The organism is Streptomyces sp. NPDC055506 (assembly GCF_053643595.1).
Map to the genome: position 1 here is coordinate 1 of NZ_JBSHKH010000046.1, position 21,838 is coordinate 21,838.

The 21,838-nt window shown below is 71.4% G+C and carries 26 protein-coding genes and 1 pseudogene; 12 read left to right on the forward strand and 15 right to left on the reverse strand.

Translation table 11 applies throughout. The features are described 5' to 3' along the window. The 6 genes and pseudogenes from ACWIF2_RS19145 to ACWIF2_RS19170 form a co-directional block, all read right to left on the reverse strand. Positions 1-1,771: pseudogene (locus tag ACWIF2_RS19145) on the reverse strand (SGNH/GDSL hydrolase family protein); the annotation flags it as partial. Between the two features lie 82 nt (positions 1,772-1,853). After that, complete coding sequence (locus tag ACWIF2_RS19150) at positions 1,854-3,122, reverse strand: ABC transporter permease (protein ID WP_454361688.1); 1,269 nt, start codon at positions 3,120-3,122, stop codon at positions 1,854-1,856. Beyond that, positions 3,119-3,889, reverse strand: a complete 771-nt coding sequence (locus tag ACWIF2_RS19155) for an ABC transporter ATP-binding protein (RefSeq protein ID WP_454361689.1) — start codon at positions 3,887-3,889, stop codon at positions 3,119-3,121. The genes ACWIF2_RS19150 and ACWIF2_RS19155 overlap by 4 nt, the downstream gene beginning before the upstream one ends. Further along, on the reverse strand, positions 3,886-5,199 hold the full coding sequence (locus tag ACWIF2_RS19160) for a peptidoglycan-binding protein (RefSeq protein WP_454361690.1): 1,314 nt from the start codon (positions 5,197-5,199) through the stop codon (positions 3,886-3,888). The genes ACWIF2_RS19155 and ACWIF2_RS19160 overlap by 4 nt, the downstream gene beginning before the upstream one ends. 55 nt (positions 5,200-5,254) lie before the next feature. Next, positions 5,255-6,208 (reverse strand): hypothetical protein, encoded by a 954-nt coding sequence (locus ACWIF2_RS19165; RefSeq protein ID WP_454361691.1) that lies wholly within the window; start codon positions 6,206-6,208, stop codon positions 5,255-5,257. A gap of 43 nt (positions 6,209-6,251) precedes the next feature. Next, the gene (locus ACWIF2_RS19170; protein WP_454361692.1) at positions 6,252-6,785 is read right to left on the reverse strand and encodes a hypothetical protein; all 534 of its coding nucleotides are present in this window, start codon (positions 6,783-6,785) and stop codon (positions 6,252-6,254) included. 295 nt (positions 6,786-7,080) lie between these two features. Here ACWIF2_RS19170 and ACWIF2_RS19175 point away from each other — a divergent pair, with 295 nt between their 5' ends. From ACWIF2_RS19175 to ACWIF2_RS19230, 12 genes are all read left to right on the forward strand, one after another. Beyond that, the gene (locus tag ACWIF2_RS19175) at positions 7,081-7,653 is read left to right on the forward strand and encodes a GNAT family N-acetyltransferase (RefSeq protein WP_454361693.1); all 573 of its coding nucleotides are present in this window, start codon (positions 7,081-7,083) and stop codon (positions 7,651-7,653) included. A 126-nt stretch (positions 7,654-7,779) separates the two neighbouring features. Continuing rightward, on the forward strand, positions 7,780-7,863 hold the full coding sequence (locus tag ACWIF2_RS19180; protein WP_310591794.1) for a putative leader peptide: 84 nt from the start codon (positions 7,780-7,782) through the stop codon (positions 7,861-7,863). 129 nt (positions 7,864-7,992) lie between these two features. Continuing rightward, entirely contained in the window at positions 7,993-9,690 is a 1,698-nt protein-coding gene (locus ACWIF2_RS19185) for a nitrite/sulfite reductase (RefSeq protein ID WP_454361694.1), read from the forward strand. Beyond that, positions 9,687-9,866: a hypothetical protein gene (locus ACWIF2_RS19190; protein WP_382496263.1), complete on the forward strand. Its 180-nt coding sequence runs from the start codon at positions 9,687-9,689 to the stop codon at positions 9,864-9,866. The genes ACWIF2_RS19185 and ACWIF2_RS19190 overlap by 4 nt, the downstream gene beginning before the upstream one ends. Next, positions 9,863-10,573, forward strand: coding sequence for a phosphoadenylyl-sulfate reductase (locus ACWIF2_RS19195; protein WP_454361695.1), 711 nt, complete (start codon positions 9,863-9,865; stop codon positions 10,571-10,573). Before ACWIF2_RS19190 ends, ACWIF2_RS19195 begins: the two co-directional genes overlap by 4 nt. A gap of 23 nt (positions 10,574-10,596) precedes the next feature. After that, on the forward strand, positions 10,597-11,133 hold the full coding sequence (gene cysC / locus ACWIF2_RS19200) for an adenylyl-sulfate kinase (RefSeq protein ID WP_454361736.1): 537 nt from the start codon (positions 10,597-10,599) through the stop codon (positions 11,131-11,133). Then, complete coding sequence (gene cysD / locus ACWIF2_RS19205) at positions 11,130-12,065, forward strand: sulfate adenylyltransferase subunit CysD (protein WP_454361696.1); 936 nt, start codon at positions 11,130-11,132, stop codon at positions 12,063-12,065. Before cysC ends, cysD begins: the two co-directional genes overlap by 4 nt. Positions 12,066-12,067: 2 nt before the next feature. Further along, entirely contained in the window at positions 12,068-13,402 is a 1,335-nt protein-coding gene (locus ACWIF2_RS19210; protein WP_454361697.1) for a sulfate adenylyltransferase subunit 1, read from the forward strand. 222 nt (positions 13,403-13,624) lie between these two features. Further along, complete coding sequence (locus ACWIF2_RS19215; protein ID WP_454361698.1) at positions 13,625-14,728, forward strand: ABC transporter substrate-binding protein; 1,104 nt, start codon at positions 13,625-13,627, stop codon at positions 14,726-14,728. 35 nt (positions 14,729-14,763) lie between these two features. Next, positions 14,764-15,552: an ABC transporter ATP-binding protein gene (locus tag ACWIF2_RS19220; RefSeq protein ID WP_454361699.1), complete on the forward strand. Its 789-nt coding sequence runs from the start codon at positions 14,764-14,766 to the stop codon at positions 15,550-15,552. Next, positions 15,539-16,435 (forward strand): ABC transporter permease, encoded by an 897-nt coding sequence (locus ACWIF2_RS19225; protein WP_454361700.1) that lies wholly within the window; start codon positions 15,539-15,541, stop codon positions 16,433-16,435. Before ACWIF2_RS19220 ends, ACWIF2_RS19225 begins: the two co-directional genes overlap by 14 nt. Positions 16,436-16,441: 6 nt before the next feature. Beyond that, positions 16,442-17,194 carry a sirohydrochlorin chelatase gene (locus ACWIF2_RS19230; RefSeq protein WP_454361701.1) on the forward strand — a complete coding sequence of 251 codons (753 nt, stop codon included), beginning with the start codon at positions 16,442-16,444 and terminating at the stop codon, positions 17,192-17,194. 13 nt (positions 17,195-17,207) lie between these two features. Here ACWIF2_RS19230 and ACWIF2_RS19235 read toward each other — a convergent pair whose 3' ends face one another. The 9 genes from ACWIF2_RS19235 to ACWIF2_RS19275 form a co-directional block, all read right to left on the reverse strand. Then, positions 17,208-17,492 carry a gas vesicle protein K gene (locus tag ACWIF2_RS19235; RefSeq protein ID WP_454361702.1) on the reverse strand — a complete coding sequence of 95 codons (285 nt, stop codon included), beginning with the start codon at positions 17,490-17,492 and terminating at the stop codon, positions 17,208-17,210. 251 nt (positions 17,493-17,743) lie between these two features. Further along, positions 17,744-17,848: a gas vesicle protein GvpJ gene (gene gvpJ / locus ACWIF2_RS19240; protein WP_454361703.1), complete on the reverse strand. Its 105-nt coding sequence runs from the start codon at positions 17,846-17,848 to the stop codon at positions 17,744-17,746. After that, the gene (locus ACWIF2_RS19245; protein WP_454361704.1) at positions 17,845-18,666 is read right to left on the reverse strand and encodes a GvpL/GvpF family gas vesicle protein; all 822 of its coding nucleotides are present in this window, start codon (positions 18,664-18,666) and stop codon (positions 17,845-17,847) included. Before ACWIF2_RS19245 ends, gvpJ begins: the two co-directional genes overlap by 4 nt. Next, positions 18,663-19,025, reverse strand: coding sequence for a gas vesicle protein (locus ACWIF2_RS19250; RefSeq protein ID WP_454361705.1), 363 nt, complete (start codon positions 19,023-19,025; stop codon positions 18,663-18,665). The genes ACWIF2_RS19245 and ACWIF2_RS19250 overlap by 4 nt, the downstream gene beginning before the upstream one ends. Then, a complete protein-coding gene (locus tag ACWIF2_RS19255) occupies positions 19,022-19,273 on the reverse strand; it encodes a gas vesicle protein GvpG (protein ID WP_454361737.1) in 252 nt (83 codons plus the stop codon). Before ACWIF2_RS19255 ends, ACWIF2_RS19250 begins: the two co-directional genes overlap by 4 nt. Before the next feature lie 11 nt (positions 19,274-19,284). Beyond that, positions 19,285-20,004, reverse strand: coding sequence for a GvpL/GvpF family gas vesicle protein (locus tag ACWIF2_RS19260; protein ID WP_454361706.1), 720 nt, complete (start codon positions 20,002-20,004; stop codon positions 19,285-19,287). Further along, complete coding sequence (locus ACWIF2_RS19265; RefSeq protein WP_184589132.1) at positions 20,001-20,393, reverse strand: gas vesicle structural protein GvpA; 393 nt, start codon at positions 20,391-20,393, stop codon at positions 20,001-20,003. Before ACWIF2_RS19265 ends, ACWIF2_RS19260 begins: the two co-directional genes overlap by 4 nt. 125 nt (positions 20,394-20,518) lie before the next feature. Then, a complete protein-coding gene (locus ACWIF2_RS19270) occupies positions 20,519-20,815 on the reverse strand; it encodes a gas vesicle protein GvpO (RefSeq protein ID WP_454361707.1) in 297 nt (98 codons plus the stop codon). Between the two features lie 209 nt (positions 20,816-21,024). Next, complete coding sequence (locus tag ACWIF2_RS19275) at positions 21,025-21,573, reverse strand: DUF1697 domain-containing protein (RefSeq protein ID WP_454361708.1); 549 nt, start codon at positions 21,571-21,573, stop codon at positions 21,025-21,027. Positions 21,574-21,838: the final 265 nt, after the last annotated feature.

Genomic DNA, 21,838 nt, shown 5'->3' on the forward strand with positions numbered 1-21,838 from the left:
GCCAGTGGTCCTCGGGGGTCGCCGGGTCGTTCGGGTGGCCGTAGAAGCCGTTGGTGCTCGCGAGGGTGGAACTGGTCTGGCCGGGCAGGGCGCCGCCCTCGGCCTGCCAGAGGTTGGATTCCTGGGCCAGCACACCGAGCAGGACCTGGGCGGGTATGCGTCCGCCCGAGGTGCCGGTGAGTCCGGGCAGCGGGAACATGCCCTGCGGGTTCACCGTGCCGAGTCCGTCGGCCGTACGCCAGCCGCCCTGGCGGACCCAGGAGCTGGTCAGGTCGCCGCGCACGGCCATGTCGACGGCCCACTCGACCTGGTTGGGCGTCGGCTGGTAGGCCTGCTGCGCCGGGTCGTTGCGGGGCTGGGAGCAGGTCCGGTCGGTGTCGACGGTGGAGTCGGGGTCGCCCGCTGCCGCGGTGGTGACCGTCGCCGCGGACATCGCCGCCGACGACAGCGTCGCCGGTGCCGCGGTGCCGGGCTTGGGCCCGGTCATGGCGGTGGGCCTGGCCGCTGTCGTGGTGTGGGGCTCGGCCGCGGTGCTGGTGTGGGCGGCCGTGAGGGCGGGTGAGGCCTTTCTGCCCGCGGTCTTGGGGGTGACGGGGGCCGCTGCGACGGTGAACGCGACCTTCTTTCCGGTCGCGGGCACCTCCGTCTTGATCCGCAGCGGTGCGGGCGTGTTCCAGGCGGTGGCCGCCAGCGGGTTGCTGACGTGGCTGCGCAGGCTCGCGGACACCGCCTGGTCCACGGCGAGCGAGCCGGTGGAGGACACCGTGGCGTGTGCGGCCGCCTTCAGCCGGCGCACGGTGGAGGGCAGCCGCGCGGTGGTGGGCTTGCCGGTGAGGAAGACCCGCCCGGACGTTCCGGCCGCGAGGCCCAGCGAGCCCGTGGCGCCTTCGGCGATGGTGGAGGTCGTGGCGCCGGCGCTGCGGCGGGCGCGGGCCTTGCCGCCCGCGCCGTCCAGGAAGTCGACGCCGCCACCGCTGTCGGCGCGCAGCTCGAAGGCGGGTCCGGAGGTGGTGGCGAGCTGGGTGGCGTGGTTCTTCCGGTCGAAGCGGATCAGCCGTCCCGCCGCCGCGCCGACGATGGTGGTGCCGGTGGGGACGGCCGAGGTGACGCGGACCTTCGCGGTCTGCCGGTGGGTGACGGCGCCGGTGACGGTGTCCACCGTGAGCAGCCGGGTCTGGTCCGTGCGGTCGTCACCGACCTGGGTGAGCACGGCGGTCTCCCCCGTGCCGCAGCCCGGGTCGAAGTACGCCAGGGTCACCGTGTCGGCGAGCTTGGTGACCTTGCCGCTGGTCAGATCGACGACGGCCGCGAAGCCGCCCCGCTCCATCAGGTCCGGCCGGTTGGTGAAGTCCCTGGGTCCGTAGACCACGACCGCGCGTTTCCCGGAGCCGGTCACACAGGCGTTGCCGATCCACAGGTCGGTGCCGAAACCGGGTTCCGAGAGGGTGGCGACCGTGCGCCACTGGTAGGCGTCACGGCTCCTGGCGGTGAGCACATGCAGACCGGACCCGTCACCGGCCACGGTCACGGCGGTGTCCGTCGAGGTCTTCCAGGTCTTCGGCAGGACGGTGCCCGGGGAGAGCACCTTGGAGGACTGGTCCTGCCGCGGCGGCTTGGGATCGTTGTCCGCCGCACCCGGGGCCGCGGAGGCCGTCGCCTTTGACGAGGCGGGGGGCGCGGCCCAGGCCGGCCCGGTCTGCGTCAGGCCGGCGACCGCCAGTGCGGCGGCCAGCAGGGCGAAGGGGGTGCGGGGTCTGTGTCTCAGCCTCAAGGCTTCTCCAAGGTCCGGACGAACAGGGGGTCTTGACGGCGTGGTCTGCCGCGGGGCGGAGGCGGGTCGAGGGCCGGGCGGCTCAGCGGCGCAGTGCCACCAGGGGCTCGGTCCGGGCGGCCCGCAGGGCGGGGTACAGCCCCGCGAGCAGTCCGGTGACGGTGCCGACGAGCGGGGCCGGCAGGACGGCCGCGGGCTGGAGTACGGCCGTCCAGTCGCGGACCAGGGCGGTGCCCAGCACCGTGCCGACGCCCATTGAGGTGCCGATCAGGCCGCCGAGCGTGCCCAGGGTCATGGACTCGGTCAGGAACTGGGCGGTGATGTGGCGTGGCCGTGCGCCCAGGGCGCGCCGCAGCCCGATCTCGGCCCTGCGCTCCAGGACCGCGACCAGCGTGGTGTTGGCGATGCCGAACGCCCCGACGACCAGACAGATCACGGCCAGCACCAGGAACAGCCCGGACAGGTCGGTGTCGACCTGGTCCCGCAGGCCGTGCGGGTCGGGCGGCGGGGTCGCCCTGAGCAGGTCCGGCCGGTCCGGCCGCAGCGCCAGGGGTGCCTGCCGCGCGACCAGTTGTGCCGCTCCGGGGCGGGTCCGGATCAGCGCCTGGGCCGGGGAGTCCGTGGGCGCGCCGTACTCCCGCAGCGCGGTGGTCGTGGGGATGACGATGCCCAGCAGGGTCTGCGGCAGCCGTTCGGTGTCGGCGACGATGCCCACCACGCTGTACGAGGTGCCGTCGACGAAGACGGCGGGTTCGCCGTCGAGCCGGCTGATGCCCAGCAGCCGGGCCGCCGAGAGCCCCAGCAGGCACACCCGCTCGCCCCGGGCCTGGTGGAAGGCGCCGTAGAGGGTGCCGGTGGAGAGGGTGGGCCGCATGGCGCGCAGGGCGCCGGGGGACGCCGCGTACACACCGATGCCGGAGCCCTGGGTGCCGGCACCGGCGGCCGTGACGTCCGGCCGCGGCGAGATGAGCCGGTCGCGCACGGGCACGGTCCACCACAGCCCTCCGGACACCACGCCGTTCAGACGCTTCAGACGGGCGTCGGTGTCGGCCGGGAAACTGGTGGCCCGGGTGGTGCCGGGGGCCGCGTCCGCCACGGTGACGGTGGTCTCCTCCAGCAGGCTGAAGGACTTGGTGATCTGCCCGGTCGCCGTGGAGGTCAGGCCCAGCACCGCGACGAAGGCCCAGACGCCGAGGACGGTGCCCAGCATGGTCAGGGTCGACCGGCCCGGGCGCTGGACCAGGCCGGTGAGGGCCTCGGAGAGCAGGTCGCGCGCGTGCAGCCGGGTCGGGGCGGCGGCGACGGGGCGGCCGGTACGGGGCCTGGCCCGGCCGGGCCGGAGGGCCCTCATGAGGCACTGGCCTTCCCGGCCGTCGGGAGGCCGGCCCCGGCGTGCTCGTGGTGCTCGTCGCGTGCCAGGAGCCGGCCGTCGAGGATAGTGACGCGGCGGTGGGCGCGAGCGGCCACCGCCGGGTCGTGGGTGATGACGACGACGGTGACACCCGCCGTGTTGAGGCGCCCGAGCAGATCCATGACGGTGGCGGCCGTGGCGGAGTCGAGGTTGCCGGTGGGTTCGTCGCACAGCAGCAGGTCCGGCTCGTTGACCAGGGCGCGGGCGATGGCCACCCGCTGTCTCTCGCCGCCGGAGAGGGTGGTGGGCAGGGCGTGCAGACGGTGGCCGAGCCCCACCCGCTCCAGCGCGTCGGTGGCGGCACGGTCCCGGTCGGCGGCGCGGCCGGTGACGTAGAGCCGGGCCAGCGCCACGTTCTCCAGTGCCGTGCGGTACGGCAGCAGGTGGAACTCCTGGAAGACGAAGCCGATCCGGCGCCCGCGCAGCGCCGTCCGCTCCCGCTCGGGCAGCTGCGCCACGTCCACCCCGGCCAGGGTGAAGGTGCCCGCCGTGGGCCGGTCCAGCAGCCCGAGCAGATTCAGCAGCGTGGACTTCCCGGAGCCGGATGGCCCGACCACCGTCAGGTAGTCGCCGGCCCGCACGGTCAGGTCGGCCGCGCGCAGGGCGTGCACGGGTGGGGCCCCCGGGTACGTCTTCGAGCAGCCCGCCAGGCGCAGGACCACGGGCGGTTCGGCGGAGGCGGCCCGGTCCGTGGGTGCCGTCGTCATGTCCCGACCACGACCCGTGCGCCCGGTTCCAGGCCGGCGCCGACCGGCGTGATCTGCACCAGGCCGTCCGCGGACACCCCTGTCGTCACCCGCACGGTCCGCCGGCCGCCGGCGGCCGTGACCACCGTGACCGCCGTGTGGGTGTCCGCTCCGGCGGTGATCGCGGCCTCCGGGACCGCGAGGACCGCCTTCGCGGTCGCCGCGGCGGTCACGGTGATCCGTACGTCCTGGCCGGCGAAGGCCGCGCTCCACGTCTTGGCGGGCTTCACGGCCAGCGGCCGGTAGGCGCCGCCGCCCGCCGCGGCGCCGCCGGGGTCCTGCGTCCCGCCGGAGGCGTCCTTGCCGTCGCCGGGGGTGACGAGGGCGCCGACCGACTCGACGGTGCCCCGCGCCTGGGCGCCGGTGGCCTCGGAGAGCACGGACACCTTCATGCCGGGGGTGACGAGGCCGGACTGGGCCGGGTCCAGCTGCCCGGTGAGGGTCAGGCCGCCGCGCGCCAGGGTGAGGACCGGGCCCTTGACCGGATCGCCGACCCGGACCGGGACGGACACCACCCGGGCGGGCAGTGACGGCACGAAGAGCACCTCCGACGCCGGCACCATGGCGTGCTCGACGGGCTCGGCACTCTCCCGGGGTGTCGCCGCGCCGGCGCCGGCCGGTGCGGGCGACGCACCGGAGTCGCTCTCGTCCCGGCCGCCCGTGCCGGTGGCGGTGGCCGTGGCGGAGGCGTCCGCGCTGCCGTCGCGGGACACGGGCACGGGTGAGTCCAGGTGCCGGTAGAGGGCGCGCACCGCCCGCTCGGTGCCGGGGCCGAAGACGCCCCGGGTGTCGTGGCCGGTGCCGTAGCCGAGCGACGTCAGCGCCTTCTGCAGTTGCCCGACGTCTCCGCCCTGTTCGCCGAAGACCAGATCGCGGTAGGCGGGCACGGCTCCGGGCAGCGCGAACACCGGCCGCCCTGAGCACTCCACCAGGGCCTCGGCCGCCTTCACCCGGCGGCCCGGGCGGGTGAACACCCCGGTCACGACCAGCTGGGCGGGCCGCGAGGGGGCCTCGGTGTCGGCCACGGACGTCGGCTGGGCGGAGACCGTCCGTCCGTTGGCGAAGGTGCCGCGGAGCACCACGGTGGAGCGCAGTACCCGCCGCACCACCGGCGCGGTGATCACGCTCGGCGGTGGCGGGCGGGTGTCAGCGGCGGCCTGCGAGGGCGACCGCACCAGGCCCGACCCGGCCAGCCCGCCGACCGACAGGAGCCCGGCGGCGGCTGCCACGCCCACGACGGTGCGCCGCCGCCGGGCAGTACGCGATCCCATGGAAAAGGGAATTCCTTTCAGAGCAAAGCGATCGGGAGAACTCGGGATTTCTGGTTCACGAATTGCGCCCCAGGACCGCCGTCGCCGCTTTCACTTCCGTCGCGATCCGGTTTTTCAGCTGATTCAGCTGCAGCTGGTTCTGTTCGATCTGCCGGCGCTGGACGGCTGATTCGACGGTGTACCAGGTCTTGACCAGTCCGGTACGGCGCTTGCAGTCGATGTCGGTCAGGGCCGTGGTGATGTCCGCCTGGTCGGCCTGCCCGTGGCGGGTGTCGGGAGTGAGGTTCGCGGCGTCGAGGGGACTTGCGACGGTGTAGCCCTTCGCCTTCATGCAGCGCGACCAGGCGCCGATGACGGCCAGGACGCGGGGGTCGCTCTGCGAGCGGCGCAGGCTCTCGTAGTCCAGCCTGCTGGCCGGCGACTCGTCGATGCGCGGCCCGATCCTGCGGAGCGACTCCCCGAGGCACCCGTTCTCGGGGATGCGCCTGCCGTCGATCACCGCCGGGGCCTTCTTCGCGCCGGGGGTGACGGCGAGCCGCCCGGTGAGTACGGCCGTCTCGGCGGCCGTGAGCCGCGGTGCGGGCGGTGGCGTACGGCCGCCGTCGCCGAGGAAGTAGCCGTACCGGGCGGCCAGGTCCCGGTCGGTGATGCCGTAGCGCCGCGGCATGTTGGAGTCGTCGCTGCTGGGCGGCGGGGTCGTGCCGCGGGCCGGCGCGGTGTAGACGTAGCCGTACCGCTTCATGCACTGGGTGGCGAGCCGGTCGACCGCCTGCTGGATGGCCACGGTGTCCGCGTACGGCTCCATGTAGGCCTCCAGGGGCAGGACCAGGCCTTTGGCGAGCCCTGACCGGGGCGTCGTCGCGGGCCATGCGGGGGTGCCACTCCGTGACGGACCGGCACCTCCCGCCGGGGATTCGCCGGTTCCACCGAAGGGGGAACATCCGGCCAGGGCGAGCAGCGCGCCCGCCACCACGGCCACCAGGGGCCCTGCGGCCCTCGACCTGCGCATCTTCCTCTCCCCTGCCGCGACGAGCCGCTCGGTTGCGACGCCGTCAGGACCAGTGCTCCGAGGCGTCCTCGTTCTTCAGCGTGGAGTCGAAGTTGAAGTCCCCGTCGCAGAACTGGTCGGAGCCGAAGTACTGGGAGTGGCCGGTGTAGCCGGAGTTGTAGTAGATGCGGTAGCTGTTCACGCCGCAGGGGTCGGCGGAGGCCGCGTTGTTCTTGATCTTCTGTCCCGCGCCGGGCCGGTCGCCGGCGGTGCTGAAGACGAAGACGTAGACGCCGTTGCCGTCCAGGCCGGCGGAGTAGTCGTAGATGTCCCCGTACATGTCGGCGTACGCGCCGGGGGCCGGCTTGACACCGCTCTGGGGCGAGGAGTTGTAGTTGATGAAGAGGTCCGCCTCGCAGTCGGGGTCGAAGCCCCTGGAGTCACGGGAGATGCACGGCGAGGAGGAGTAGACGGGGGTGACCGCGTGGGCCTGGCCTTCGGTGGCGATCGTGGTGGCGCCCGCGCAGGAGACGACGGCGAGGGCGAGGGCCGCCGTCCGTCTGTTGACATTCCGCACCGCGGTGAGAGCACTGGCCATGATGACACTTCTTCCGATTCATCCGAATGCCCGGAGGCAGGGGTGGAAAGGGCGTGTGGGGGGAGGCCGTGCAATTGCTTTTCGAGCGGCCCGAGATTCGCATGATCACGAGCCCCGGGTCAACGCTTTTCCGAGACCCCGGTTCACTCTTGATCCCGTCTTTAGTTTTGCAATTCCGGCTTTGCGATGACGTGACCGAAGACGCCGCCGCACCGGGGCTCCGGCGCCCTCGGGCGGGCCCCGCGGCGGGCCGGGCGTTCGACAGGTCGTCATACCTGATGGTTTCCTGACCCTCATGCCGACCATCGCCGTGACCACCTGGTCCCTGGAGCAGACCGCCCCGACCGACCTGCTGCCGGCCGTGGCGCCGGAGGGGGACGTCCGGGTCGTCCGCTCCGAGGTGCCCTCGCCCGAGTTCAGCCGGTTCCTGTACGCGTCGGTGGGCGGCGACATCCGCTGGACCGACCGGCTGGGCTGGTCGTACGAGCGGTGGGTGGAGCACCTGGAGCGGCCCGGCGTGGAGACATGGGTGGCCTACGACCGGGGCACGCCCGCCGGGTACGTGGAGCTGGAGGCGCAGGACGACGCGGTCGTGGAGATCGTCTACTTCGGACTGCTGCCCGGCTTCCGGGGCCGGCGCATCGGCGGGCACCTGCTGTCGTACGGCACGGCCCGGGCCTGGGACCTGGCGGACCGCTGGGCGGGACTGACGCCGACGAAGCGGGTCTGGCTGCACACGTGCAGCAAGGACGGCGAGCACGCGATGGACAACTACCTGCGCCGTGGGTTCCAGCTGTTCGACACCAAGGTCGAGGAGGAAACGGACGTCGCCGCTCCGGGACCGTGGCCTGGGGCGTTCCCCGTCTGACCTGGTCGGACACCCCGGGGCGACCCGATGTGACCAAGGCCACGCGTGTCTTGGATTTCGAGACACGAGTGTCCGAATCTTGGACGAAGCTGGACTGTGTCCAGATCGCCGTGACACGCTTCCGTCATGTCTGGAACTGGAATTGCCTTGGTGAGTCGGCGGCACGTCGACCTCGGCCGCATGTCCAGCGCCATCTGTCCGGCGCGCTGAGAGCACTCACGCAGCCCGGCATCCCCCTTTCTTGTCTCCTTTCCTGCGCAATGACGCGCCCGTAGCAGCGTGCGCCCGCACGCGCAGGTCAGAGCCGCTTTCCCGCCTGTCCCGAAGGACGTATCAACCATGGCCGCCACCCCGCAGAAGCCTGCCGCCGCGACTCCCCGCCGCAAGGTGAGCCGTCACCGCGGTGAGGGTCAGTGGGCCGTGGGACACCACACCCCGCTCAACGGCAACGAGCAGTTCAAGAAGGACGACGACGGTCTCAATGTGCGGACACGCATTGAGACGATCTACTCCAAGCGGGGCTTCGACTCGATCGACCCCAACGACCTGCGCGGCCGGATGCGCTGGTGGGGCCTGTACACCCAGCGCCGTCCCGGGATCGACGGCGGCAAGACCGCGATCCTGGAGCCGGAGGAGCTGGACGACGAGTACTTCATGCTGCGCGTCCGCATCGACGGCGGGGCGCTGACCACTCAGCAGCTGCGGGTCATCGGTGAGATCTCGCAGGAGTTCGCGCGCGGCACCGCCGACATCACGGACCGGCAGAACGTCCAGTACCACTGGATCCGGATCGAGGACGTGCCCGAGATCTGGAACCGGCTGGAGGGCGTGGGCCTGTCGACGGTCACCGCCTGCGGCGACACCCCGCGCGTGATGATCGGCTCGCCCGTCGCGGGTATCGCCGAGGACGAGATCATCGACGCCACCCCGGCCCTGGAGGAGATGAAGCGCCGCGTCCTGAACAACCCGGCGTACTCGAACCTCCCCCGCAAGTTCAAGACCGCGATCTCGGGTTCGCCGGTGCTGGACGTGGTGCACGAGATCAACGACGTCGCCTTCGTCGGCGTCCGGCACCCCGAGCACGGCCCGGGCTTCGACGTGTGGGTCGGCGGCGGCCTCTCCACGAACCCCAAGCTGGGTGTGCGGCTGGGCGCCTGGGTGTCGATCGATGACGTCCCGGACGTCTACGAGGGCGTCATCTCGATCTTCCGCGACTACGGCTACCGCCGGCTGCGCACCCGCGCCCGGCTGAAGTTCCTCGTCGCCGACTGGGGCGCGGAGAAGTTCCGGCAGGTGCTGGAGGACGAGTACCTGAAGCGCAAGCTGGTCGACGGCCCGGCCCCCGAGCAGCCGTCCCAGCAGTGGCGCGACCACATCGGTGTGCACCGGCAGAACGACGGCCGCTTCTACGTCGGTTTCGCCCCGCGCGTGGGACGCGTCGAGGGCGCGACCATCACGAAGATCGCCGACCTCGCCGAGGCCCACGGCTCGGGCCGGGTGCGCACCACCGTCGAGCAGAAGATGATCGTCCTCGATGTCGAGGAGGACAAGGTCGAGTCGCTGGTCGAGGGCCTGGAGGCGCTCGACCTGACCGCCCGGCCGTCCACCTTCCGGCGCGGCACCATGGCCTGCACCGGCATCGAGTTCTGCAAGCTCGCCATCGTCGAGACCAAGCAGCGCGGCGCGCAGCTCATCGACGAACTGGAGCGCCGTCTGCCGGACTTCGACGAGCCGCTCACCATCAACCTCAACGGCTGCCCGAACGCCTGCGCCCGTATCCAGGTGGCGGACATCGGTCTCAAGGGCCAGCTGGTCGTCAACGGCGAGGGCGAGCAGGTCGAGGGCTACCAGGTGCACCTCGGCGGCGCGCTGGGCCTGGAGGCGGGCTTCGGCCGCAAGGTGCGCGGCCTGAAGGTCACCTCGGAAGAGCTGCCCGACTACATCGAGCGCGTCCTGAAGCGGTTCGAGGCGGAGCGCGAGGACGGCGAGCGGTTCGCCGCCTGGGCCGCCCGGGCCAGCGAGGAGGCCCTCTCATGAGCGAGCGCGCCGCCCCCTTCTACTGCCCGTACTGCGGTGACGAGGACCTGCGTCCGAGCGCCGAGGCACATGGCGCGTGGGAATGCGCGGCGTGCAGCCGGGCCTTTCAGCTGAAGTTCCTCGGCCTGCTGGCCCAGGGACTGAAGCGATCCGACTCCGGAGGGGCAGAGATATGACGACCACTCAGGAAGAGCGCGGCACCGAGGAACTGAAGGCGCTCGCCGAGCAGGCGGGCCGCGACCTGGAGGACGCCTCCGCGCTGGAGATCCTCCAGTGGGCGGCCGAGACGTTCGGCAAGCGCTTCTGCGTGACCTCCTCCATGGAGGACGCGGTGGTGGCCCACCTCGCCTCCCGCGCGATGCCCGGCGTGGACGTCGTCTTCCTCGACACCGGCTACCACTTCGAGGAGACCATCGGCACCCGTGACGCGGTCGACGCCGTGATGGACGTCAACGTCATCACGCTCACGCCGCGCCTGACGGTCGCCGAGCAGGACGCCGAGTACGGCCCCAAGCTGCACGACCGCAACCCCGACCTGTGCTGCGCGATGCGCAAGGTGCAGCCGCTGGAGGAAGGCCTGAAGGGCTATCAGGCCTGGGCGACCGGTCTGCGCCGCGACGAGTCCCCGACCCGGGCGAACACCCCGGTGGTCGGCTGGGACGAGAAGCGGCAGAAGGTCAAGATCTCCCCGATCGCCCGCTGGACCCAGGACGACGTGGACGCCTACGTCACCGAACACGGCGTCCTGACGAACCCGCTGCTGATGGACGGGTACCCCTCCGTCGGCTGCGCCCCCTGCACCCGCCGGGTGCTGGAAGGCGAGGACGCGCGCGCCGGCCGCTGGGCGGGCCGCAGCAAGACCGAGTGCGGGCTGCACGGATGACGACGACGACTCAGGAGAACGACGTGACGACCGGAGCCACCGTCTGGCTCACGGGTCTGCCGAGTGCGGGCAAGACCACCATCGCCCACGAGCTGGCCGGTCGGCTGCGCGCCGAGGGCCACCGCGTCGAGGTGCTCGACGGCGACGAGATCCGCGAGTTCCTCTCGGCGGGCCTCGGCTTCAGCCGCGAGGACCGGCACACCAACGTGCAGCGGATCGGCTTCGTCGCCGAACTGCTCGCCCGCAACGGCGTGCTCGCCCTCGTCCCGGTCATCGCGCCCTACCAGGACAGCCGCGAATCGGTGCGCAAGCGGCACCAGGCGAACGGGACGGCGTACGTCGAGGTGCACGTCGCCACGCCGGTCGACGTGTGCAGCGAGCGGGACGTGAAGGGCCTGTACGCCAAGCAGGCGGCGGGCGAGCTCACGGGACTCACCGGGGTCGACGACCCGTACGAGGCACCCGAGTCGCCGGATCTGCGCATCGAGTCGCAGAACCAGACCGTGCAGGAGTCCGCGGCGTCCGTATACGCCCTGCTCACCGAAAGGGGACTGGCATGACGACCGCCGCCACCGTTTCCGAGGAGACCGACAGCCCCTACGCGCTGTCCCACCTCGACGCCCTCGAGTCCGAGGCGGTGCACATCTTCCGCGAGGTGGCGGGCGAGTTCGAGCGGCCGGTGATCCTCTTCTCCGGCGGCAAGGACTCCATCGTCATGCTGCACCTGGCCCTGAAGGCCTTCCGTCCGGCGGCGGTGCCGTTCTCCCTGCTGCACGTGGACACCGGGCACAACTTCCCCGAGGTCCTCGACTACCGGGACCGCACGGTCGAGCGGCACGGGCTGCGGCTGCACGTCGCCTCCGTGCAGGACTACATCGACCGTGGTGTGCTCAAGGAGCGCCCGGACGGCACCCGCAACCCGCTGCAGACGCTGCCGCTGACCGAGAAGATCCAGGCGGAGAAGTTCGACGCGGTCTTCGGCGGCGGACGGCGCGACGAGGAGAAGGCCCGGGCCAAGGAGCGGGTGTTCTCCCTGCGGGACGAGTTCTCCCAGTGGGACCCGCGCCGGCAGCGCCCGGAGCTGTGGAACCTGTACAACGGCCGGCACGCCCCCGGCGAGCACGTCCGCGTGTTCCCGCTGTCCAACTGGACCGAGCTGGACGTGTGGCAGTACATCGCCCGCGAGGGCATCGAGCTGCCGCAGATCTACTACGCCCACGAGCGCGAGGTGTTCCAGCGCAGCGGCATGTGGCTGACCGCCGGCGAGTGGGGCGGCCCGAAGGACGGCGAGTCCGTGGAGAAGCGCCTGGTGCGCTACCGCACGGTCGGTGACATGTCCTGCACCGGAGCCGTCGACTCCGAGGCCGACACCATCGAGAAGGTGATCGTCGAGATCGCCGCCTCCCGGCTCACCGAGCGCGGCGCCACCCGCGCCGACGACAAGATGTCCGAAGCCGCGATGGAAGACCGCAAGCGCGAGGGGTACTTCTAGAGATGAGCACCATCACCACCGAGGAACTCTCGGAGACCACCCTGCTGCGGTTCGCCACCGCCGGTTCGGTCGACGACGGCAAGTCCACCCTGGTGGGCCGGCTGCTGCACGACTCCAAGTCGGTCCTCACCGACCAGCTGGAGGCCGTGGAGCGCGCTTCGGCGAGCCGGGGCCAGGAGGCGCCGGACCTCGCGCTGCTGACGGACGGTCTGCGGGCCGAGCGGGAGCAGGGCATCACCATCGACGTGGCGTACCGCTACTTCGCCACGCCCCTGCGGCGGTTCATCCTCGCCGACACCCCCGGCCATGTGCAGTACACGCGGAACATGGTCACCGGCGCCTCCACGGCCGAGCTGACGGTCATCCTGGTCGACGCGCGCAACGGCGTCGTCGAGCAGACCCGCAGGCACGCCGCCCTCGCCGCCCTGCTGCGCGTCCCGCACGTGGTCCTCGCGGTCAACAAGATGGACCTCGTCGCGTACGAGGAGAAGGTGTTCGCCGCCATCGCCGAGGAGTTCACGGCGTACGCGACCGAGCTGGGCGTCCCCGAGGTCACCGCGATCCCGATCTCGGCGCTCGTCGGCGACAACGTGGTGGAGCCTTCCGCGAACATGGACTGGTACGGCGGCCCGACGGTGCTGGAGCACCTGGAGACGGTGCCGGTCAGCCACGATCTGAGCCACTGCCACGCCCGGCTGCCCGTGCAGTACGTGATCCGGCCGCAGAACTCCGACCACCCGGACTACCGGGGGTACGCCGGCCAGATCGCGGCCGGTTCCTTCCACGTCGGCGAGCAGATCACGGTGCTGCCCTCGGGCCGCACCTCGAAGGTCGCCGGCATCGACCTGCTGGGCGAGCCGGTCGACGTCGCGTGGACCACGCAGTCGGTGACCCTCCTGCTGGAGGACGACATCGACATCTCGCGCGGCGACCTGATCGTGCCCACCAAGGACGCGCCCGCGACGACGCAGGACATCGAGGCGACCGTCTGCCATGTCGCGGACGCCCCGCTGACCGTCGGCCACCGGGTGCTGCTCAAGCACGGCACCCGCACGGTCAAGGCGATCGTCAAGGACATCCCGTCCCGGCTCACGCTCGACGACCTGTCCCTGCACCCGCACCCGGGACAGCTCGTCGCGAACGACATCGGCCGGGTGAAGATCCGTACCGCCGAGCCGCTGCCGGTCGACTCCTACTCCGACTCGCGGCGCACCGGCTCGTTCATCCTGATCGACCCGAACGACGGCCAGACCCTCACCGCCGGCATGGTCGGCGAGTCCTTCGCCTCCCCGGAGCCCGTGAAGGACGAGGCCGACGACGACGGGTGGGACTTCTGACATGAACTCCCCCGACTTCTACTCCACGTTCGCGAAGGAGGGCGGCCGCGTCGGCAGCGGTTCTCTCGGCAGCGGGCAGGGCGGAGTGGCGCGATGTGTGCGCTGACGTACGCGCACTGCCTGCGCGCCCTCACCCCCCACCGCCGTAGAAGAAGACCTGCCGACCTCCCGGCCACGACCTGAGAGACCGTGACCGCCGGGCCTCCGAGAGGAACACCTCCCGTGCCTGCATCATCCGCTCTGCGCCGATCCCTCGCGGTCATAGCCGCGCTTCCCCTGCTCACTCTGGCCGCCTGCGGCTACGGCTCCCAGGCCGAGGACGACGGGGGCGCCAAGGTCGCCGCCGGGGCGAAGAAGATCGACGGTCTCGACCAGGTCAAGATCGGTTACTTCGGCAACCTCACCCACGGAACCGCGCTGGTGGGCGTGCAGAAGGGCTTCCTCCAGAAGGCCCTGGGCGCCACCGAGGTCAAGCCGGCGATCTTCAACGCCGGTCCGTCCGAGATCGAGGCGCTGAACTCCAAGTCCATCGACATCGGCTGGATCGGCCCCTCCCCGGCGATCAACGGCTACACCAAGGCCGCCGGCAAGAACCTGCGCATCATCGGCGGTTCGGCGTCCGGCGGCGTGAAGCTGGTCGTCAACCCGGACAAGATCAAGTCCCTGAAGGACGTCAAGGGCAAGAAGATCGCCACCCCGCAGCTCGGCAACACCCAGGACGTGGCGTTCCTCAACTGGGCCGCCGAGCAGGGCTGGAAGGTCGACCCGCAGAGCGGCAAGGGCGACGTCACCGTCGTCCGCAGCGACAACAAGGTCACTCCGGACGCCTACAAGGCCGGGTCCATCGACGGTGCCTGGGTGCCGGAGCCGACCGCGTCGAAGCTGGTCGCCGAGGGCGGCAAGGTGCTGCTGGACGAGGCGTCGCTGTGGCCCGACAAGAAGTTCGTGATCACGAACATCATCGTGCGGCAGGAATTCCTCGAGAAGCACCCGAAGGTCGTCGAGGCCGTGCTCAAGGGCTCGGTCGAGACCAACAAGTGGATCAACGCCAACCCGGACGCGGCGAAGGCGGCGGCGAACAAGCAGTTGGAGGCGGACTCCGGCAAGGCGCTGCCGGCCGAGGTGCTGGACCCGGCGTGGAAGTCGATCCGATTCACCGACGACCCGCTGGCCTCCACCCTCAACACCGAGGCCGAGCACGCCGTGAAGGCGGGGCTGCTGGAGAAGCCGAACCTGGACGGCATCTACGACCTCGCGCCGCTGAACAAGGTCCTCAAGGCCGAGGGCGCGCCCCCGGTCGACGACGCCGGTCTCGGCGCCAAGTAGCCCGCATCCCGAAGAGTTCCCAGGAGGTGACGACCATGGCCACCACCCTCGCCAAGGCCGCCGACGGCACCGAGTCGGCCACACACGCCGCCCGGATCGAACACGTTTCGAAGTCGTTCGCGGGCCCCGCCGGGCAGCAGCTCGTCCTGGACGACATCACCCTCGATGTCGCGCCCGGCGAGTTCGTCACCCTCCTGGGGGCCTCGGGCTGCGGCAAGTCCACGCTGCTCAACCTGGTGGCGGGCCTCGACCGGCCCTCCGCCGGCGAGATCACCACGGACGGCCGCCCGGCGCTGATGTTCCAGGAGCACGCGCTGTTCCCGTGGCTGACCGCGGGCAAGAACATCGAGCTCGCCCTGAAGCTGCGGGGCGTCGCGAAGGCCGAGCGCCGCGAGCGGGCCGAGGAACTGCTCGAACTCGTCCGGCTGAAGGGCGCGCACGGCAAGCGGGTGCACGAGCTGTCGGGCGGTATGCGCCAGCGTGTCGCGCTGGCGCGCGCGCTCGCCCAGGAGAGCAAGCTGCTGCTCATGGACGAGCCGTTCGCGGCGCTGGACGCCATCACGCGGGACGTGCTGCACGACGAGCTGACCCGCATCTGGCGCGAGACCCAGCTGTCCGTCCTGTTCGTCACGCACAACGTGCGCGAGGCGGTCCGGCTCGCGCAGCGCGTGGTGCTGCTGTCCTCCCGTCCGGGCAAGATCGCCCGTGAGTGGAGGGTGGACATCCCGCACCCGCGCCGCATCGAGGACACCCAGGTGGCGGAGCTGTCCGTCGAGATCACCGAAGAACTGCGTGGGGAGATCCGCCGTCATGGCCAGCACTGATTCGACGACCGTCGCCAAGGACGGCAGCGATCTCGCCGGTCTGGAGGCGGGCCTCGACGCGCTGGAGTCGAGGCAGACGCACCGTACGCCGTTCCGGCAGACCTTCACCGAGAAGATCCTGCCGCCCGTACTCGCCGTCGCGCTGGTGCTGGCGGTCTGGCAGGCCCTCGTCTCGTTCAAGGTCGTCACTGACCCGACCAAGCTGCCCGCGCCGTCCGCCGTGTGGGATGTCGTCCACACGGCGTGGCTCGAGGGCGAGCTGCTCGGCTACATCTGGACCAGCGTCTCGCGCGGTCTGCTCGGCTTCTGCTTCGCCCTGCTGATCGGCACGCCGCTTGGCCTGCTGGTGGCCCGGGTGAAGGTCGTCCGCGCGGCCCTCGGCCCGATCCTGTCGGGCCTGCAGTCCCTGCCGTCGGTCGCCTGGGTTCCCCCGGCGGTGATCTGGCTGGGCCTGAACAACTCGATGATGTACGCGGTGATCCTGCTCGGCGCCGTCCCGTCGATCGCCAACGGCCTCGTCTCCGGTGTCGACCAGGTGCCGCCGCTGTTCCTGCGCGCGGGCCGCACGCTCGGCGCGACCGGGCTGCAGGGCATCCGGCACATCGTGCTGCCAGCCGCTCTGCCCGGCTATGTGGCCGGTCTGAAGCAGGGCTGGGCGTTCTCCTGGCGTTCCCTGATGGCCGCGGAGATCATCGCGTCCTTCCCCGACCTGGGGGTGGGCCTCGGGCAGCTGCTGGAGGACGGCCGCAACGCCAGCGACATGGCCATGGTGTTCGAGGCCATCCTGCTCATTCTGATCGTCGGTATCGCCATCGACCTGCTCATCTTCAGCCCGCTGGAGCGGTGGGTACTGCGCAACCGCGGCCTGCTGGTGAAGAGCTGAAGTCCCATGATCAACAAGCCTGTTCTCCTCGTCATCGCACACGGCAGCCGCGACCCGCGGCACGCCGCGACCGTGCACGCCCTGGTACGGCGGGTCCGCACCCTGCGCCCCGACCTGCGCGTGGAGACAGGCTTCCTGGAGTTCAACGTGCCCTCGGTACAGGGGGTACTGGAGTCCCTGGCGGTCCAGGGCGTCCGTGACGTCGTGGCCCTCCCCCTCCTCCTGACCCGGGCGTTCCACGCCAAGGCGGACATCCCGGCGGTTCTCGCGGACGCTCCCCCGCAGCTCCGCATCCACCAGGCGGAAGTCCTCGGACCGTCCCCGCTGCTGCTCGCGGCCCTGGAACGGCGCCTGCACGAGGCGGGGCTGTCCCCCGCCGACAAGTCCTCGACCGGGGTCGTCCTGGCCTCGGCGGGGTCCACCGACCCGGAGGCGATCGCAGTGATCGCAGAAATCGCGCGGGAGTGGCGGCACACCGGCTGGTGCGCCGTGCGACCTGCGTTCGCCTCCGCTGGTTCTCCCGCGGGGTTCCCCCGCACCGAGGACGCGGTCCGCGAACTCCGTGCCCTGGGCTGCTCCCGGGTGGCCGTCGCCCCCTACGTCCTCGCCCCCGGCTTCCTCCCGGACCGCATCGCACGCGGGGCCGCGGAGGCGGACGTCCTGGCCGATGTGCTGGGCCCGGCGCCGGAGGTGGCACGGGTGGTGCTGGAGCGGTACGAGGCGGCCCGGGTGCCGATGCCGGCGGCCGTGAGCGCCTGACAGCGCGAAGCCGTCACCGGTGTGACGGCAGCAGGGTGCCCAGCGGACCCAGGTCCAGGTTGAGGTCCTCCGGGCGCAGGTCGTAGCGCGCGCAGAGTTCTCGCATGCGGTCGTCGAGGAGCATCAGGGTCAGGCCGACGCGTTCCTCCTGTTCTTCTGTCAGGTCGCCGATGTCGACGCGGTGGAGGGCTTGGCGTTCCATGAGCTGGCGGAGGAGTTCGACGACGGTCAGGACGAGTTTGACCAGGTCGCGTTCGACCGTGTCGGGGTCGGTGGTCAGACGGCGGGCCGGGGGCATGGAGCCTCACTGATCTGGGAGAGTGCCGACGCGGCCACGGGGGCGATGACCGCGCGCAGGTCGATGCGGACCAGGTCGACGTCCGCGATGGACAGGACTAGGGGGCTTCTGATGGATCTCCGTGGAAGAAGGAGCGGCGTTCGGTGCGTGCTCTCGGCGTGCCGGGCGTAGGGCTTGTTCGCGGAGCAAGTCGGCCTTTTGTCCGGTGCGGCGAGAGTGCGTGCCGGGCGTCGCGACGCCGCGGAGATCCATCAGAAGCCCCCTAGGTCGCCGGTGACGACGACGCCGCCCTGGAGGAGCCGGTCCAGGAGGTCGATGAGGGCGACCGGACGGTCGGCGCAGGGGGCGACGGTCACGCGGCGGGCTCCGGCTCCGGCTGGAGGGCGAAGGAGTAGGGGGCCCACGGGCCGGTGACCTCCACGCGGAGGCCGGGGACGCCCTCGGCGGCCGCGAGGATGCCGGCGCGGAAGGCGTCGACCCGGCCGGCGGGGACGAGGTAGGCGTCGTTGCCCACGTTGGTGCCGGGGCCGGGCCCCGCGAGGCTGCCGCGCTGCGGGCTGTGTGCCACGCGGTCCACGGCGAGGGTGGCGGCCGTTTCGGTGAGGTGTGCGGCGGCCTGGGTGACCGTGCGCCAGGCTTCCTCGTTTCTGCGTTGTCTTCGGCGGCGGATCGACAGATAGGCGCGGCCGGCACCTAGGCCGGTGGGCTGTTCCTGCCCGGTGCCGGTGTCCACTTCGGGCGGGGTGATGTCGGGCGTGGCGTAGATCTTGACGCCGAGTTCCACATGGCCCGTGAGACGGTCCAGCAGGGACAGGAAGTAGTCGCGGCGGGTGTCGAGGGCCTGCCGGGCGCTGTCCTCGTCGTGGTAGACGGTAGCCAGGCGCAGAGGCAGTACGGCGGCGCCGCAGCCGACGAGCGCGGCCACGACGGCGTGGTGGGAGCGGACCGTGGACTCGAGCCAGTCCAGGTCGTCGAGGTGGGCCTTGAGGGGCGTCTCGTCGTAGTCGACGGCCGGGACGTGGCCGACGGCGAAGGCGAGCCGCGGCGTGCCGGCCGCCGGGTCGACCAGGTGGATCGGTTCTCCGGCGACTCCGCGCAGTCGCGTCACCGCCGCGGTGGCCTCGGGGGTGCGGCGCAGCACGGCGTAGGTGTACACGAGGTCGGTTCTGGTCATGGCTCCGGGCTCCTCTCGGCCGCCTTGAGCGCGGCGATCTCGGCACGCAGTCGTTCGTTCTCGTCGGCCAGGGACCGCTCGGGGCGGGCGGCCCGGGAGGAGAGGGACGGGTCGTGTTCCCACCAGTCGATGCCCATCTCCTTCGCCTTGTCGACGGAGGCGACGAGCAGGCGCAGCTTGATGGTGAGCAGTTCGATATCGAGCAGGTTGATCCGGATGTCACCGGCGATGACCACGCCCTTGTCGAGGACCCGTTCCAGGATGTCGGCGAGGTTGGCGGTCTGGCTGCCGGGCCCCTGGTCGTAGGGGGAGGGAAAGCGGGGCGGTCCGGCGAGGCCGCCTGCTGCCGGGTGGGTCATGGTCGGGGGCCTCGTCTCCGGGCGTTGATCTCGTCGAGCCGGTCCAGAAGTTCGTCCTCGCGGCGGTCGTACTCGGCCTCGTCGATCCGTCCGTCCAGCAGAGCGCGTTCCAGGTCGACGAGGGCCTGCCGGACGGGGGCCGGGTCGTAGTACTGCGTCTCGGCGGCGGCCTGGAGCTGCTCGGCGGCCCAGAGGGTGGTGCGCAGGGGCGCGAGCGGGAGGGTGAGGATGCCGGTGAGCAGGCCCATGGGTGGCCCCGTCAAGCGGCGAAGCTGTAGGGCGGCAGCGGACCGCGCAGCCGGAAGTCGTAGGCCTCGCCGTAGTCGTGGGCCAGGTCCCGGCCGGCCGCGGTGAACTCGTCGGCGCGGGCGCGTTCGACGAGGAAGGAGACGTTGAGGAAGTCGTCCTTGGCCGGGTCGGCCACGACGCTGGCCCGGGCCAGCCCGGACAGTCGTCCGACGATCTCGTCGGCCTGCCGCCGCTGCCGGGCCTCGACCTGGCGGGCCACGAGTTCGCCGAGGGCGAGGCGGTCCTCGTAGGCGCCGCTGCCCTCGCGGGTGTGCCGGTTGAGCCGGCGGGCCTCCTCAGAGTCGTCGAGCACCTCGCGCAGCAGGTCGTCCTGGGAGCGGGCGGCCTTGAGGTTGAACTCGGCGGTGCCGTGCAGTTCGCCGAGCCTTCGGGAGTACTCCTCGCCCTTGTGTTCCAGGGCGGTCTTGACGGCGGTGTCGTCGGGAGCGAGCAGGCCGAACCGCATGGGAAGGACCGATCCGTCGGCCATCAGGCGTTCCTGGAGTTCCTGATGGGCGGCGAGATCGCGGCGTTTGGGCCGCAGGCCCGGGGGCGCCGCGCTGACCACGGCGGCGAGCGGGCCGTGGACGAGTACGCGCGGCGGGTCGTCGGTCCCGCCGACGGTGCGCAGCCCGTCCAGCCGCAGGGGGTGGTCGGAGCGGGTGACGGCGTAGACGTAGACGCCGCTCACCGCTCCTCCTCGCGGTCCTTGTCGTCGCGGTCGAAGATGTCCCCGATCGCGTCGATGGCCCCGCCGATCGCGCCGCTGGTCTTGCCCCGGGCGCCGCTCTCGACGAGGTTGCCGACGATGTCGGTGAGTTTGTCGGGAGCCTTGCGGCCGGCCTCCAGGTCGAGGCGGTTGCAGGCCTCGGCGAACCGGAGGTAGGTGTCGACGCTGGCGATGACGATACGTATGTCGATCTTCAGGATCTCGATGCCGACCAGTGAGACTCGGACGAACACGTCGATGACGAGCCCCCGGTCCAGGATCAGTTCGAGGATGTCGAAGAGGCCGGCGGAACCCGAACCGCTGGAGGTGGCGGCGGGTTGCATCCCGCCGGACTGCGTCATGACGGTCACGTGGGCGATTCCTCTCGCGAGACTCGTTCTCGTGCCGCCCGTAGGTACGGGGGTGGCGGCGGGCGTGTTCACGTGAACACCAAAAGAGTTGCCGCGAGAGGGAGTTGAGGTGAGACGGGCCGGTGCTAGCGCTGTCGGTCGAGCTGGCCGCGGGCGTAGCGGCGCACCCGCTCGTAGCCGAGCAGCCGGCCCTGCGGGTCGAGGGTGACCCGGTAGGTCGCCATGATGGTCATGGTGTCGGGGACCCGCTCCAGCTCCACGACCTCCACGTCCGCCGTCCAGCCGTCGGGGGTCGGCCGGAGGGCGGAGACGGAGTCGGGGGTCGTGCCGAGGAGTTCGGCGAGCTGGGCCGCCGCGCCGCGCATGGCCTGGACGGCCGTCGTACGACCGGACGGAGTCGTCGGGTGATCGGTGCTCGTCATGGCCCTACCGTGCCAAGCTCCCGGGCCGCGTGGGGGCGATTCGGCCAAACGTCCGAGTGCTCGGTGTCGAAGGTGAGGTGGACGAGGTCGGGGGCCAGCCGTACGCCGCGCATCCGGGAAGTGACGACAGGCGGGGACTCCACGTCGGAGGTCCGGGCCAGGAGAGCGATGATGGCGACCCGGTCCCAGTGTCGACGGCGAACTCGTGCTCAGCCACCCGTCATCTCCACCAGCTTCACGACCGTGTTCCAGTTGCGGCTCGTGGCGATCACGCCCTTGTTGATCCGCGGCTTCGACAGGTGTTCGGCCAGCTTGGAGCGGCCGAGGCCGTTCGGGGCGTACAGGTACAGGGCGCGGTCGCCCAGGCGGAACTCCTCGGGGAGGTAGGCGGCCTGGTCGATCTCCGCGAAGCGGTCGGGGGCCACGGGCTCGGAGAAGTAGGTGACGTGGAGCTGCTTGGCCTCCAGCTCGGCGGCCGGGAAGGGGCAGGCGTCGGCGATCGCCTTCAGATAGGCGTGGTCGCGCACGATCACGTCGACGCCGAAGCCGAAGTGCCGCTCGACGGCGTGCGTGATCTCGGCCGCGTGCGACCGCTCGTCACCGTGGCCGGAAGTGAACACCGCCTGGCCGCTCTGCAGATACGTGCGCACGCCCTCGTGGCCGAGGTTCTCCAGGAGTGTGCGCAGGTCCGCCATCGGGACCTTCCTGCTGCCGCCCACGTTGATGCCGCGCAGCAGTGCCGCGTACGTCGTCGTCATCCGCACACCTTAGGACGGCCTTCGTGCCCCGTGGGGGTGGGCACGACGGCCGCCGGCGGGCGGCTGCCCGGCCCCGTAAATTACTCATCGGTCACCGAGGGGCACAACCATCTGCTCAGGATCCACACAGTATGTGTAAGGGGCCACGGTCCCTCGCGGTCCTCCCCAGTGGGGAGAGGGCGAGGTCCATGGGGATGAGTTCCGGCCCCGTCACTTCACCGGGCAGCACGAGGAGATGGTTTTATCCGCCCCATACCTTCGAAAC